The sequence below is a fragment of the Allomuricauda sp. CAU 1633 genome (genome assembly GCF_017313225.1).
In the GTDB taxonomy this organism is placed as follows: Bacteria; Bacteroidota; Bacteroidia; order Flavobacteriales; family Flavobacteriaceae; genus Flagellimonas.
Map to the genome: position 1 here is coordinate 551,813 of NZ_JAFLNE010000003.1, position 13,558 is coordinate 565,370.

Here is a 13,558-nt window from a genome sequence, read left to right on the forward strand (position 1 = left end):
ATCTTTATGTAAAAATATCATTGTTCCACCTTTTATGGAAAAAAAAGAAGAACGTGCTTCAAATGTAGCACGTTCTTCACTGGATAACTAAACTAACTCAAACAACTATTTTTATTCTTTTGCTGTTTCCAAGGTTGATGTTTTTTCATCTTTGGGTGAATTCTTGTGCCAATGGGATGCCAATATGGATCCTGTAATGTTCATCATTGGGCCAAAGACCGCAGGGGCCAGCCCCACTGTGGCCACTTTGCCCATTTCATTGGCAAGGCCAGAGGCCAAGCCAGCATTTTGCATGCCCACCTCAAAGGCAATGGTTCTGCACGAACGCTCGTCGAGCTTGAAAATCCTGCATCCCCAATACCCAAAAAAGTAACCACATAAATTATGGATAAGCCCCACCAAGATGAGCACTGCACCCATAGTCAACAGGTTGTCACGACCTGCTGCTGTAATGATGGTGATGATCAAGGCAATTCCTCCCATGGAAACCAATGGCATGGCTTTGTCCAGCCATTCCGTTTTTCCGTGAAAAAGTTTGTTGAAAATTAGTCCGCCTGCAATAGGTATTATAGTGATTTTGATTATACTCCACATCATTCCCCATAGATCAATGGGGATTAATTGACCGCCAAATGTTTTCATTAAAATAGGCGTTACAAAAGGTGCCAACAGCGTGGCCACAGTGGTCAAGGTAACCGAAAGCGCCAGGTTGGCCTTTCCGATATACGCCATCACATTAGAAGCCAAACCGCTAGGTGAGGAACCAATTAAAATAACACCTGCAGCTATCTCGGGTGGAAATTTGAACAAGAACACCAAGCTTGCCCCAACTAAGGGCATTATGGTGAACTGACAAACCAACCCTATAAATACTGCTCTTGGACTTTTTACTACCTCGCCGAAATCCTTGAGACTCATTGTGGTCCCCATACCGAACATGATAATCTGTAAAAGGGGCACAATAAGGGCATTTAACTCAAAACCACCCAAATTAGTAAACATTTTGGGATAGGTCATCGCCATGGTTACTCCTGCAAAAATGAGCAAGGCAAATGAAAAGCCTTTTGTAACATGATGCCCCCTAGACCCAAACGATAAAGCAAGGAAAAAGAAGGTGAGTAAAATTCCAAAAGTGGAAAACTGGCCAGTAAAATAAAAATAGGCTGTAACTATGGCCAATATCGCTGCCGCCCCAAGAAAATATTTATATATAGACTTCACAAATCTGGTTTTATCAATTCTTATTCGAAGAAGGGTATTCCTTCTGGAGCATATTTCTTCATGGCTTCTTCATTAATGTCCACACCAATGCCTGGCTTTTCAGATACAGTTACAAAACTGTCCTTTACCCAATCGGATTCGTCATAGGTTACAATTTCCTTGAACATTGGATCGGTATGGAAATAAGATTGCCATTCCATTAAATGGAAGTTTGGTACGGTGGCACAAACGTGCGCACATGCCATTGCACCCAAGAAGGAAGCCACCATATGGGGCGAAAACGGCACATAATATAGGTTGGCCAAGTTCGCAATGCGCTGACCTTCACCAAGCCCACCACATTTTTGTAAGTCAGGCATGACAATATCAACTCCATTGTCCAATAATTGCTTGAAGCCATGACCAAGGTAAACGTTTTCGCCTGCCGAAATGGGAGTACTTGTTTCTTCGCATAAAGTCTTGAAAGCATCAAAATTCTCAGCGGGTATAGGCTCCTCTAACCAAGTTAGGTTAAGGTCTTCCACTTTTTTGGCTATCGTTTGGGCAGTTACATGATCGTAACGTCCGTGCATGTCGACACACAGGTCTATTTTAGGGCCAACAGCCTCCCTTACTGCCGCAAGCTGGTTATACATTCTTGAAATCTCACCAGGGCTGGCAGTCCAGTTATATCGATCGTATTTATCGGGATCACTGGCATAATCCAAATCAAATTTTAAGGCGTTAAATCCCCAGTTCTTGATGGCACCTGTAGCTGCTGTGGCAAAATCCTCTGGAGAGGGAAAGCGAACTCGGTACAGGGCCGTGTCACAATATACGCGGACTTTATCACGGAATTTACCTCCCAAAAGTTTATAAACTGGTAAATCGAGGGCTTTACCTGCCAAATCCCACAATGCTGTCTCAATAGCTGAAAGCACCGCAACATAAGTCCCTGATTGTCCACCTCCGAAATGGCCAGCTCTACGGATATCCTCAAAAATTTTATGCACATTGAACGGGCTTTGGTCTCTTAAAAAATAGCCCATTCGCTTCACCAAATGATAGGTACCTGGTACAGCATCTACACCTTCTCCGCATCCATAAATTCCTTGGTTGGTATGTATTTTTACGAACAAGCCACTACCTCTACGAATGAAACCGCACTTGACATCGGTTATCTTTAAGTCTGAGGGTGCGGAAAGCTTTGGGTTTTTATCCATTGCCTGCACATATTCATTACCATAGGTGCTGGATACCATTCCCAAACCGGCAGTTGCCAATGCTGATTTTGTGATAAATGATCTTCTTGAATTTTTCACTTTATATAGTTTTTGATTACCAGGTTCTACTTTTTAATATTTCTTGAATTTGTTCTTTGGGTACGGGAAGTTCATCGATATGATCGTTAAGCCATTTGCTAAAATCTTTCTCGATATCATCTGCCCATCGGGTATCAATCTGACCCGCTGTGTATTTTCCTTCTCGGATACGTTGGTGACCAAACATGTCACGCAAGCGCACAATTTCTGAGGTAGTCACTACTTTTTCCGCCAAATGAGGAGGAATGAATACCACTACGCCCAACTTGCCCAACACTACATCACCTGGCATAACCGTTACTTTTCTAATCAGTGTGGGTTGGTTGATTCCAATAATCATGGTATTCAAATCTCCGGGGGGATTGTGGTGTGATGCATCATAACTGGTATAGAAAGAGGTAAAGTCACCAATTTCCATGAGGCCTTCTACATCTCTTAAAGCACCATCGTATACAATACCATTGCCAGAATTGGCATAAATGGCGTTCCCCACATTATCTCCGATTGTTGGGCCATCAATATCTGCACCGAACTGATTTGCCACATACACATCTCCTTTTACCAAAAGATCTACTGGCCATGTGTTTTGACCTCTTTTTCCCTGTGCTTTGCCCCTATCATCAATGGCTTTCCATACCGCAGGTCGACCGGGCATGAAGGTAGCAGTAAGGGCACGACCCACTAATACGCTATCTGGGTTGATAAGCTTCCAGTCTTCGGCAATTTGATACCTGTACCCAGCATTTTTCATCACGGCCCAAGCTTCTTCTATACTTACCTGTTTCATCCGCTCCAGGATAGCATCCGATACTTTGGGTCTACCATCCTCAAATCGTTCACCTTTCCACTCAGGGGTCAAAAAAATCAGTTCTTCCTTTGAAATCTGTTGGGCCAAAACCTGCCCTACCAGTCCAAAAAGGAACAGCATTAAAATGAATCCTCTTTTTAACATAGTTTAGTTTGCTTTTAGTTAGTTTATATCCAGTTTATATGTATCCAGATCTACAGTTTATAAGCTTGTCTGGCCAACAAAACCACTTTTCCATTTTCATTTTGTTGAAACACCATTACAATGCCGATACGAACTTTCGCCGGGTTTCCAGCATTGGTGGCATCTGCAGAAAGTATATGACGAACAATGCCTGTATTGCCTGAAATGGCAACACTCTGGTCTTCATTGGTTATGGAAACAAATCGGAAGGGCCCGTTCATTACATCATCAATAAATTCTTGCTTGTCTTGAATGTTTCCGCTAGAGTGTCCATAGGTTAGATTGGACGCTGTAATGGAAGATAAGGTTTCTGAGTCCCTATCAATTAATGCTTGGTCCAGTTCTCCCAAAGCTTCCAAAACAGATTGTTGGTCCAATGTTCCGGCACCTTGTGAGGTACAGGAAACAGCAAGGCCAATTACCAATACGGCAAGGATATTTTTGAAAATTTTGATGCTTATCATGGTTGGTAATATCTACTGTTCGCGATATAATCGTTCAGTTCTTTTCTGGTCATGGGTAGTTTGGCATCTGGATATTTTTTGAGCCAATCCAAGAAATCTGCTTTGATTTCGTCTGTCCAACGGGTATCAATCTGTCCTGCAGTATAGGTTTTTTCTCGTAGTCTTTGGAATCCAAATTCGTCACGAAGAGCCACAACTTCAGAAGAAATTACCAATTGTGCCACCAAATGTGATGGAATAAAAATGGTTCCATGACGGTTAGCCAAAACCACATCACCAGGCATAACCGTAGCACGACCTATACGAATAGGTGCATTGATAGTGGTTAACATTTGTTCCATTAAATAGGAAGGGTCTTCATCCCTGTACCAACCATTAAATCCTTCAATTTCCAAAAGTCCTCCAAGGTCACGAATTCCCCCATCGAACACCACTCCATTTTTGGAGTTGGCATAAATGGCATTACCAAGATTGGAGCCAATCAGGGTTCCGTCTATGATTCTTCCATAGCCATCGGCCACATACACATCGCCATTTACCAAAATCTCAATGGGCCATGAGTTGCTGCCACCAATGGTATCACGCTTTTCTTTAGCGCCTTGCAGTTTTACATATTCTTTTAAGTCTGGTCGTAAGGGAACGTATTGTGCTGTTACAACCCGACCGGTCATAACCCCTTCTGGGTGTATGATCTTCCAGCCTCCCTCATATTGGTTGTTGAAACCCCTTTGGCGCAAATAGCCCCAGGCTTCTTCTATTCGTATCTTCTTTAATCTTGAAAGTAAGGCATCCGATACTTTCGGCCTTCCATCATCGAAGCGTTCACCATCCCATTCACTGGTAAGGGCCTTTATATAATCTGGTGATGAAGCGACCCTTTGCGCATTGCCATTGATCGTTGCCATTAAACAGAGCAACAATGCCATCATCTTTACTTGAATGTATTTCATATCTACTATTAGATTGGTTTACAAAATTTTTAATGTCGGCCCAAGACCTCCAAAGCATTAATCCCAGGCCGACTTTTAAAAAAAACTAAACAACTTAAGTAACCTTTGAGCTACTAACTATAAGTCCTATCGTGCGATCTGAGTTCGTTCCATTCGTCTGTAGACTTGAAGAAACTCTTATCTCTTGGATGCAAGTGTTCTTTGACCACATCTTCATTCAATTCAATACCCAAACCAGGGGCTGTCAACGGAACAGTTGCAAATCCTTTGTCAATCATTTTAAAACCTCCTACGGTCGTCACCAAATCTTCCCACCAAGGTAAATCCACAGAGTGGTGCTCCAAAGACAAGAAGTTTTGGGTAGCTGCTGCGCAGTGTACGTTTGACATGAAGGAAACTGGTGTTCCAGCTTGGTGCATGGCCATTCCAATACCAAACTCCTCAGCATAATCACCAATTCGTTTTGTTTCCAAAAGACCACCGGAAGATGCCAAGTCTGGGTGTACAATATCTACCGACCTGTTATGGATGATAGGTTTAAAGTTTTCCAAGAAATGGATATCCTCACCTGTGGTGGTAGGCGTTTCCAAAGCTTCGGAGATGGTTCTCCATTGCTCTGTATATTGCCATGGCACCATATCTTCCAACCAAGCTAGTCTAAATTTGTCCAATGCTTTCCCTAATCGAATACCATTGTTCAAATCGAAGTGTCCGTAGTGGTCGGTTGAAATTGGAACTTCCCAACCTACCATTTCACGAACATCGGCAACTCGTTGTGCCAACATTTCCAAACCTTTCTCAGTGATTTGAATCTGTGTAAAGGGATGCGCAGTATTACCATAAGACATATAGTTCCTAGCATCGCCCCACTGGGATAAGCGTCCGTTGTCATCTCTCCAGAATTTATCATTCACCAACATTCCTGAATCTGCCGGAAGGGAAGAAATGGCCACATCCATTTTCAACCAAGTGTACCCTTGGGTATTCATTCTAAAGTCGATCAACTTCTTTTGCTCCTCAGCACTTCTGGCCTGGGGTGTATCCGCATAAAGTCTCACCATATCGCGATACCTACCTCCCAGTAACTGCCATGCAGGAACATTGTAGGCCTTACCACAGATATCCCAAAGAGCCATTTCAACAGCACAGACACCACCGGCTTGGCGAGCAGGGCCTCCAAACTGCTTAATGCTCTTGAATATCTTTTCAACGTTACAAGGGTTTTTTCCTAAGATTCTGCTCTTTAAGAAGAGGGCATACCGCACATCGGCGGCATCCCTTACTTCTCCAAGACCATATATCCCTTGGTTGGTTTCAATTTTAATAATGGCGGTACCTCCCATAACATTGGTGAGGGCGTATCGCATATCCGTGATCTTAAGATCGGACGGAGCGGACATCCTGCTCACCTTAGAGGTGGTCTGGGCGATGGTATCTTCAATACCAAGCCCCATCATACCAGTCATGGCAATACCCCCCAAAGCCGTCTTCTTCAGAAAGTTTCTTCTGTCGTCGGTTGTTTTGGGATTATCAATTTCCGCCTGCCTAGACAAGCTATACTCTTTCTCCTCCTGCTTGCTTTTAGCAATGATTTGTTTTAATACTGATTTCATGCTTTAATCTATGTTATAATTTCGGTTATTTTTTAATCTACATCCCACCAAACCTTGGTATCCAAGTTATCTGGTCCCATTCTGGAAACCGCTTCTTGGAGGTTGGCCTGATTTACGGCTATTTCGGCAGTAGGATACGTTAACCTATTTATGAAATCACCTGTGATGTCTTGTGCCGGATATGGGTTAGGGGTTAAATCTGGAAAACCAGACCTTCTAAAGTTGGCAAACAGTTCAGGTCCATTTAAAAAGGAAGCCACCCAATATTGTGTATTGATTTCCTCTGCGGCATTGGCCAAATTCAATGGATGGGCCGCTATATAGGTATCAATATCAGCATCAGCAATGGCCACACTTTCACCATAGGCGGCTATCTGCTCCATGTTGCCCCGTATTCCATTCTCGTAGAACTCGGCAGCGTCTCCAGTAATCCAACCGTTTGCAGCTGCTTCTGCCAACAACAATTGGGTCTGGGCATAGGTACATAGGAATGATGGTGCAGCTTGTGCTCCAAATGTAAACCTATCCATTTGGGTAAAGTCATAGAAACTGGCTAGCCCCAAATTGGTAACTACAGTGCCAATAGTACTGTTGTCATATCCCATAGGCATTCCAACCTGATCTGCAGGGTCTTTGGAGGCGATATCCACAGTCTGTTCCGGTCCTGAGGTAGCTCCAACATAGCGTATTGCCAGTGAAGCCAATCTTGGGTCATCATTGGAACTCAAGTAATCTACAAAAACATCTACCAAATAAAAGTTATTGGCTTCTGTTCCGTTGAAAACACCAAAGTACGGATTGGAGAAATTGGTATCATGACGAATAACAAAATTGTCATCGTTAGATTCCATAACACCTCCATTAAACCCACTTGCAACGGTTTGTTGGGCCAAAGTTGCGTCTACATTGGAGAGTCTCATACCAGCCCTTACCAAAAGGGAGTTGGCCAGTTTTCTCCACTGATCCAAATCACCTGCATACAAGGCTTCTCCATTCTCCGCCGGAGCAGAGGCACTTAAAGCATCTCGGGCCTCGGTCAACTCTGTGATCAAATCTGGGTAGATTTGCTCTTGGGGATCATACTTTGGCAATACTATTTGCTCGGACAATCCTTTACCCGCCTCAAAATAAGGGATATCCCCATATTCATCGGTAAGGACCATAAAAGCATAGGCTTCCAAAATACGGGCCATTTGCAACAAGTTTGAGCGGTCTGATTCTACACTGTTAAGCTGGAAGATTACATCACTCGTATGTTTAATAACATTTTGGAAGTAATCGTCCCATTGGTTACCAGTATTGTTCCTATTGTCTTGGTTGTAGTTGGCCCCAGACACAAATCCAGAGTTTGGGGTTACAATCTGCTGAACAATAGCTTCGTCATAGTAGATATTGCTACCAGCTGCAAAGGCCAACCCAACTATTGCATTGTTCAATAGAAACACGGGGTCTACACTTTCACTGGTAGGATCTACAGTATTGGTATTGAGTTCATCAAAATTCTCCTCGCATCCCAATAAGCCTATCAGGATTACAAAAATTATGATTTTATTCCCTATATTTTTCATGATGTCTTATTTAAAATTTGACGTTAAGGTTAAACCCGATACTTCTTGTGGTCGGTACACCTGTGGATTCCAGTCCAGAAACGTTATCGGAACTGAAGCTAAAAGAATCAGGGTCAATATTGGGAACCCATTTTTTAAGCATAGCCACATTGTTTGCGATCAAGCTAAGGGTCACCCCTTGCACGGGGGAATCTTCAGGAATAAACTTCCTAAAATCATAGCCTAAAGTCACTTGTCTCAATTTCCAGTATCCGGAATTGTACACAATAGGTTCAATTAACTGCTGCGAACGCACAACTTCCCAATAGGTTTGGGATTCTGTAGCCACAGTGTTAGGCTGTCCAGCCTGGTTTACTCCATCTCCGATAACTCCAGTATCCCTTCCAGGTAGCGTCATCTTGTGAAGACCGTGTCTAACGGCATTAAAGTTGGTACCGGAAATCATTTTACCGCCCAATTTGAAGTCAATCAAAAAGGACAGATTGAAATCCTTGTACCTCACGGTATTGGTAATACCTCCAACCCATTTGGGCAATGCACTACCATAGAATTTAATCTCATCTGATCTTAGAGGTCTACCGTCATCTGCAAATACTTGTCTTCCTTGGTCATCAAACTGATACCCAAAACCGGCCAATTGTCCGATTTCCTCTCCCACAACTTGGTATAGGAATCCATTAAAAATGTGGTTCCCCACCAAAATGCTCTCATCTTCTTCATCGGTTAGAAGACTGATTACTTTGGTCTTGTTGTAAGACGCATTGAAATTGAAGTCCCATCGTAGATCATCGTTTCGGATAGGTGTTAGGTTCAATAACATTTCAATACCATCACTTCTACTTTCACCGCTGTTGATCAACTGGCTTATGAATCCAGAAGAGTTGGAAATCTGGGCTGGAATAATCTGGTCTATTGTTGTCTTGCGATACACGGCCAAATCCAATCCCACTCGGTTGTCAAACATTCTTAAATCGACACCTATTTCCGTTTCCTTTACACTCATCGGGCGCAGGTTAGGGTTTGGAAGTGTTGACGTATTGGCCCCTGCCACGGGATTAGGTGATCCGTCTGGCCCAGGGAAGAAGTTGGCATTAATGTCATAAAACAAGGCATCTGAATACGGATTTACGTCCGTATCACTACCCACTTCAGCGTAAGCAGCTCTTATTTTACCTAATGTTAGCCATTCTGCTTTACCTTCCAACCAATTGGAAAAGAGAACACTACCAGAAATCGAAGGATACAGGATACTTCTATTTTCTTTGGATAGGGTTGAGAACCAATCGTTACGGGCTGTACCACTTAAAAAATACGTGTCTTTATAAGATAGATCAACCGCTCCATACAAGGAATTAATACCTCTTTCCGACAACGAATAAGTTGGGTTTTTTACCCTACCGTTCTGTACAGTATACAAATCACGGATAACGAAATCGGTTACATCAACACGATTTAGATCCTGTCTTCTTCTCATCTGGTTTCCACCAACATTATACCCTACGGCCAAATCTTCATTTACGTTAACATTACCGGAAAGAAGGAAGTCAACGTTGGTTTCCCTATACCTTCTGGCGGTTTGTGTAAAGGTTCCATTAAAGAATGGAGCTGGAGCTGATGGTCTGGAAGCTTGACCGGTTGGGTACCCATTGTACTGCTGGGCACGTGACCAGTAATCCTGACCTACCCGAACTTGACCAATCAACCAAGGGGCAAATTCATATCTAGCTAAAACGTTTCCAAAAATCCTGTCTCTTCTAATTTCATTGAACTGCTCAGAAAGTGTGAAATAAGGATTGGTACGGTTTCTAAACCTACTGTACACAAATTCGTTTCCATCGGCATTGAACTTTTTCTCATCCAATAAATCCAAAGGCATGGAGTTTGCCATATTGTACAAAGCAACCGAAATGGTATTATCCTGCTGCCCAACGTTAGGTGGATTTATATTTTTCTCATAGGAATAGTTGATATGGGATTCAATACTAAGTTTATCCGATAGATCATAGTTGGCTCCAAAGTTTACCGTTTTCCTATTGAACTCATTGTTGGGGGTTATACCCTTACTGCCCAAGTTGGAAAGGGACAGGTTGAAACCACCTTTTTCAGATCCACTTGAAATGGATATGGAATGGGTGATATCGGTACCATTTCTGTAAAAGTTCTTGATTCTGTCACGTACAGGAACATAAGGAACCTCAACACCGTCAAAAAGAACCTGTGTCATTCCTGGTTGAAAACGCTCACCAAAGGACCACTGCCCAGAAGTTGGGTTGGCAGATGTTGGCCTAACCCCGTTTTCACCTTGCCCATATTCATATTGATAATCTGTAAAATCCAAAGGAGTATGGTCTGTAACGTTGATGTTATAGGTAACTCCCAATCCTTGTTGGCGTCCACGGGATTTTGTGGTGATCATAATAACACCATCTTTTGCCCTAGATCCATAAAGTGCAGCACCTGTGGCTCCTTTAAGGATGGTCATGCTTTCTATATCGTCTGGGTTGATACTGGAAAAACCATCACCTCCATCTGAATAAACACCACCACTATTAGTTCCGACTTCTGAGCTTGAGCTACCTGGACTGGTACCAAAAGAAGTATTATCAATAGGCACACCGTTTACAACGATGAGCGGATTGTTGGTTCCTGAAATGGATGATTGACCCCGAATCCTAACTTTGGATGACCCACCAGGACCAGAGCTCAATGAAGAAATGTTAACACCGGCCACCTTACCTTGAAGGGTGTTCATAAAGTTGGAGGATCGGTTCACATTAACCTCATCAGCATCAACTTGGGCAATGGAATATCCTAATTTTTTGGTCTCTTGCTTGATACCCAAAGCAGTTACCACTACTTCATTCAAGCTCTGGGTGTCTTCTTGCAATACAATATCGAGGGAAGTAGATCCACCCACAGGAACTTCTCTTCTTGCAAATCCGATGGAACTTACCACCAAAACGGCATTTGAACTTGAAACCGTAATTTGGTAGACCCCATCAAAATCGGCGGCAACACCATTGGTAGTACCTTGTTCAACCACGGAAGCCCCCGGTATTGGTACACCATTGGAGTCTGTAATTGTACCCGAAATTGTGGCTTGGAAATCGTCTTCAGGAAGCGAGGAAAGACTTGCTTCCATAGGAGCGACATCGATTGCGTTACTGGTTTTTAAAACAATTTGTTGTTTGTTAAAAAGATAAGAAATGTTTGTTCCCTGGAACAGTTTGTCCAGTATTTCTGTGATCAATTTTTGGTCTACATTAATAGAGACCTTTCTTTGAGCATTTACTTTTCTGTTGTCATAAAAGAACTTGAATTCTGAAACAGACTCAATCTGCTCGAACACCTGTGCAATCTCTACATTTTCCATATCCAAACTTAGTTTGGTCTTCTGGGAGTAGGAATTTGCATGTGTCGAGAAAAAAGAAACTATCAAAAAAAGTGCAGTTAGTTTCACCGTCAGCGACAAGTTGTTAGTTAGACAAGGCAGAGTGCTCTTGATGTAATTTTTCATACCTTTGTAATGTTTTTAGTTAACTTAATTTTTTGAGTTAATAATCTCAATCGGGTAGGTGTTGCAGCATCTCCCGATTTTTTTATGTGCATTTATTTCATAGGCGTATAATTTTGGTTTTTTGGTTATTTATTCTAAAATGGTTATTTGATCTTTTTCTATCAAATAATCAAAGTCGGTCTCAGAAACAAATGTGTTGAGCACCTCCTCAATGGTCTCCACATCAAATGTGGCGGTGAACACACGGTTCTCCAGCTCTCTATTCTTATTCTGGATAGACACGCCGTAGTGCCTTTCCAGCTTTTTCATGATATCTTTGAATCGCATCCCCCTAAGTACAAGTTTTCCTTGCATCCAACTGGTGTACAATTCGGTATCAACCTCTTCCATCTGTGCTGATTTGGAATCTATGTCCCAATGGGCAATATGACCTGGCTCCAACAACACGGATAAAGAATTGGCATTTTTCTCAGCTTCGGTCACATTCAACTGTACAGAACCTTCCACCAATACGGTATTGATATTGGTTTCCTCAGGATAGGCATTTACGTTGAACTTTGTTCCCAAAACCTCAACGTCCATATTCCCGCTGGTTACCACAAAAGGGTGTTCCTTGTCTTCGGAAACCTCAAAAAAGGCCTCTCCTTCTAAAAACACCTGTCTTTTTTTACCTGGAATAAAGTTTACGGGATAACGAAGGGAAGATCCGGCATTAAGAAAAACATGTGAATTGTCCGATAAAACAATATCAAAACGTCTTCCATTGGGTACGGACAATGTGTTGTAGACCAACTCGCCCAAGTTTTCTTTCCCGGAATAATCCAGTTGATCCCCATTTCTTTCCCCTATCTGGTTACCGTCCTTGTCTAACAATTGCTCCCTTGTCTTATCTGAAGACAGCTCAATTTTTTCACCATTGTCAAAAACGATCACAATGCCTTCATCCTGACTATTCTCATTTGTAATGGACCCAGATGCGTTGTTGTAATTCCAATACACATATCCGGCCATGAGGGTAAAAAGGAGCACGGCCGCATATTTATAGGTTGATTGAATAATATGTTTTGTGCGATTTTGTCTCTTGACCGCCCTACTGCTTTTCAAAACTTTATCCCAAGCGTCTTGGGCGCTCAATTTCATCAGCCCCGATATATCCCCACCCTTATTGTAGAAGGTTTCAATGTTATTGTATATAGTCTGATTTTCTTCAGAGGCCAACAGCCACTCGCTGAGTTTCAATTTTTCGGACTCATCAAGTTTTGAAGTAAGTTTTTTATAAATCAGCGAAGCGACTTCCATAGGCTTAAATGACTAAGTGGTATTTCCACCATTTACCTATATAATTACAAAATTGGAAAAACGGGTAGTGTCGAATTGTTAAAATGTCAATTTTTTTAGCAAAAAAAAGAGACAATCATAATAATGAAGCTAAAAAAATACGAACTACTAAGATTATGGCGAAGAATTTTGAAGGCCTTTTTCAGATGGTATTTCACTGTGTTTGTGGAAATTCCGAGAACATCGGCCGTATTTTTATATTGAAGTCCCTCAATCACGCAAAGCTCAAAAACCCTTTTGCTCTGTTCGGGTAAAATATTAAGCGCCTTTTGCACCTCAACCTGACCTTCCTTATCAATAAGCTCCTGTTCGTAGGAAGTATCATACAAACTCACTGTTTCATCCAATCGGCGAATCTTTTGTCCAGATTTTATTTTTAAGAGACTCGCATTCTTAATGGAAACGCGAATATAGGATGGAAGGTTTTCAATAGTGTGTACATCTTTTCGGGTCAGAAGTTTTACCATGATGTCTTGCACAACATCCTCCGCTTCGGGCATGCTATGAAGGAATGAGAAAGAAAGAACACACCATTCCTGATAGTGTTTTATGAATATTCCTCTTATGGTATCTTCGGTTTGATTCTTCATTGATC

At 42.2% G+C, this 13,558-nt stretch carries 10 protein-coding genes; all 10 read right to left on the reverse strand.

Annotated features, from left to right (window positions below):
• Window positions 1-111: 111 nt before the first annotated feature.
• The gene (locus J0X14_RS11955; protein WP_207098007.1) at window positions 112-1,221 is read right to left on the reverse strand and encodes a bile acid:sodium symporter family protein; all 1,110 of its coding nucleotides are present in this window, start codon (window positions 1,219-1,221) and stop codon (window positions 112-114) included.
• Between the two features lie 20 nt (window positions 1,222-1,241).
• Complete coding sequence (locus J0X14_RS11960) at window positions 1,242-2,522, reverse strand: mandelate racemase/muconate lactonizing enzyme family protein (protein WP_207098008.1); 1,281 nt, start codon at window positions 2,520-2,522, stop codon at window positions 1,242-1,244.
• A 16-nt stretch (window positions 2,523-2,538) separates the two neighbouring features.
• A complete protein-coding gene (locus J0X14_RS11965) occupies window positions 2,539-3,474 on the reverse strand; it encodes an RraA family protein (RefSeq protein ID WP_242528005.1) in 936 nt (311 codons plus the stop codon).
• A gap of 50 nt (window positions 3,475-3,524) precedes the next feature.
• The gene (locus tag J0X14_RS11970; RefSeq protein ID WP_207098009.1) at window positions 3,525-3,977 is read right to left on the reverse strand and encodes a nuclear transport factor 2 family protein; all 453 of its coding nucleotides are present in this window, start codon (window positions 3,975-3,977) and stop codon (window positions 3,525-3,527) included.
• Window positions 3,974-4,927, reverse strand: a complete 954-nt coding sequence (locus tag J0X14_RS11975) for an RraA family protein (RefSeq protein WP_207098010.1) — start codon at window positions 4,925-4,927, stop codon at window positions 3,974-3,976. The genes J0X14_RS11970 and J0X14_RS11975 overlap by 4 nt, the downstream gene beginning before the upstream one ends.
• A gap of 113 nt (window positions 4,928-5,040) precedes the next feature.
• On the reverse strand, window positions 5,041-6,540 hold the full coding sequence (locus J0X14_RS11980) for a mandelate racemase/muconate lactonizing enzyme family protein (RefSeq protein WP_207098011.1): 1,500 nt from the start codon (window positions 6,538-6,540) through the stop codon (window positions 5,041-5,043).
• Window positions 6,541-6,572: 32 nt separating this feature from the next.
• Entirely contained in the window at window positions 6,573-8,108 is a 1,536-nt protein-coding gene (locus J0X14_RS11985) for a SusD/RagB family nutrient-binding outer membrane lipoprotein (protein WP_207098012.1), read from the reverse strand.
• 10 nt (window positions 8,109-8,118) lie between these two features.
• Window positions 8,119-11,481, reverse strand: a complete 3,363-nt coding sequence (locus J0X14_RS11990) for a SusC/RagA family TonB-linked outer membrane protein (RefSeq protein WP_207098013.1) — start codon at window positions 11,479-11,481, stop codon at window positions 8,119-8,121.
• 273 nt (window positions 11,482-11,754) lie between these two features.
• Window positions 11,755-12,924, reverse strand: coding sequence for a FecR family protein (locus J0X14_RS11995; RefSeq protein WP_207098014.1), 1,170 nt, complete (start codon window positions 12,922-12,924; stop codon window positions 11,755-11,757).
• 95 nt (window positions 12,925-13,019) lie between these two features.
• On the reverse strand, window positions 13,020-13,553 hold the full coding sequence (locus J0X14_RS12000; protein WP_207098015.1) for a sigma-70 family RNA polymerase sigma factor: 534 nt from the start codon (window positions 13,551-13,553) through the stop codon (window positions 13,020-13,022).
• Window positions 13,554-13,558: the final 5 nt, after the last annotated feature.

What these genes read in the sequence shown, in the direction of transcription:
- J0X14_RS11965 (WP_242528005.1), bottom strand. Translation starts at nt 3,474, where the DNA reads ATGTTAAAAAGAGGATTCATTTTAATGCTGTTCCTTTTTGGACTGGTA.
- J0X14_RS12000 (WP_207098015.1), bottom strand. Translation starts at nt 13,553, where the DNA reads ATGAAGAATCAAACCGAAGATACCATAAGAGGAATATTCATAAAACAC.
- J0X14_RS11980 (WP_207098011.1), bottom strand. Translation starts at nt 6,540, where the DNA reads ATGAAATCAGTATTAAAACAAATCATTGCTAAAAGCAAGCAGGAGGAG.
- J0X14_RS11990 (WP_207098013.1), bottom strand. Translation starts at nt 11,481, where the DNA reads ATGGAAAATGTAGAGATTGCACAGGTGTTCGAGCAGATTGAGTCTGTT.
- J0X14_RS11985 (WP_207098012.1), bottom strand. Translation starts at nt 8,108, where the DNA reads ATGAAAAATATAGGGAATAAAATCATAATTTTTGTAATCCTGATAGGC.
- J0X14_RS11970 (WP_207098009.1), bottom strand. Translation starts at nt 3,977, where the DNA reads ATGATAAGCATCAAAATTTTCAAAAATATCCTTGCCGTATTGGTAATT.
- J0X14_RS11975 (WP_207098010.1), bottom strand. Translation starts at nt 4,927, where the DNA reads ATGAAATACATTCAAGTAAAGATGATGGCATTGTTGCTCTGTTTAATG.
- J0X14_RS11995 (WP_207098014.1), bottom strand. Translation starts at nt 12,924, where the DNA reads ATGGAAGTCGCTTCGCTGATTTATAAAAAACTTACTTCAAAACTTGAT.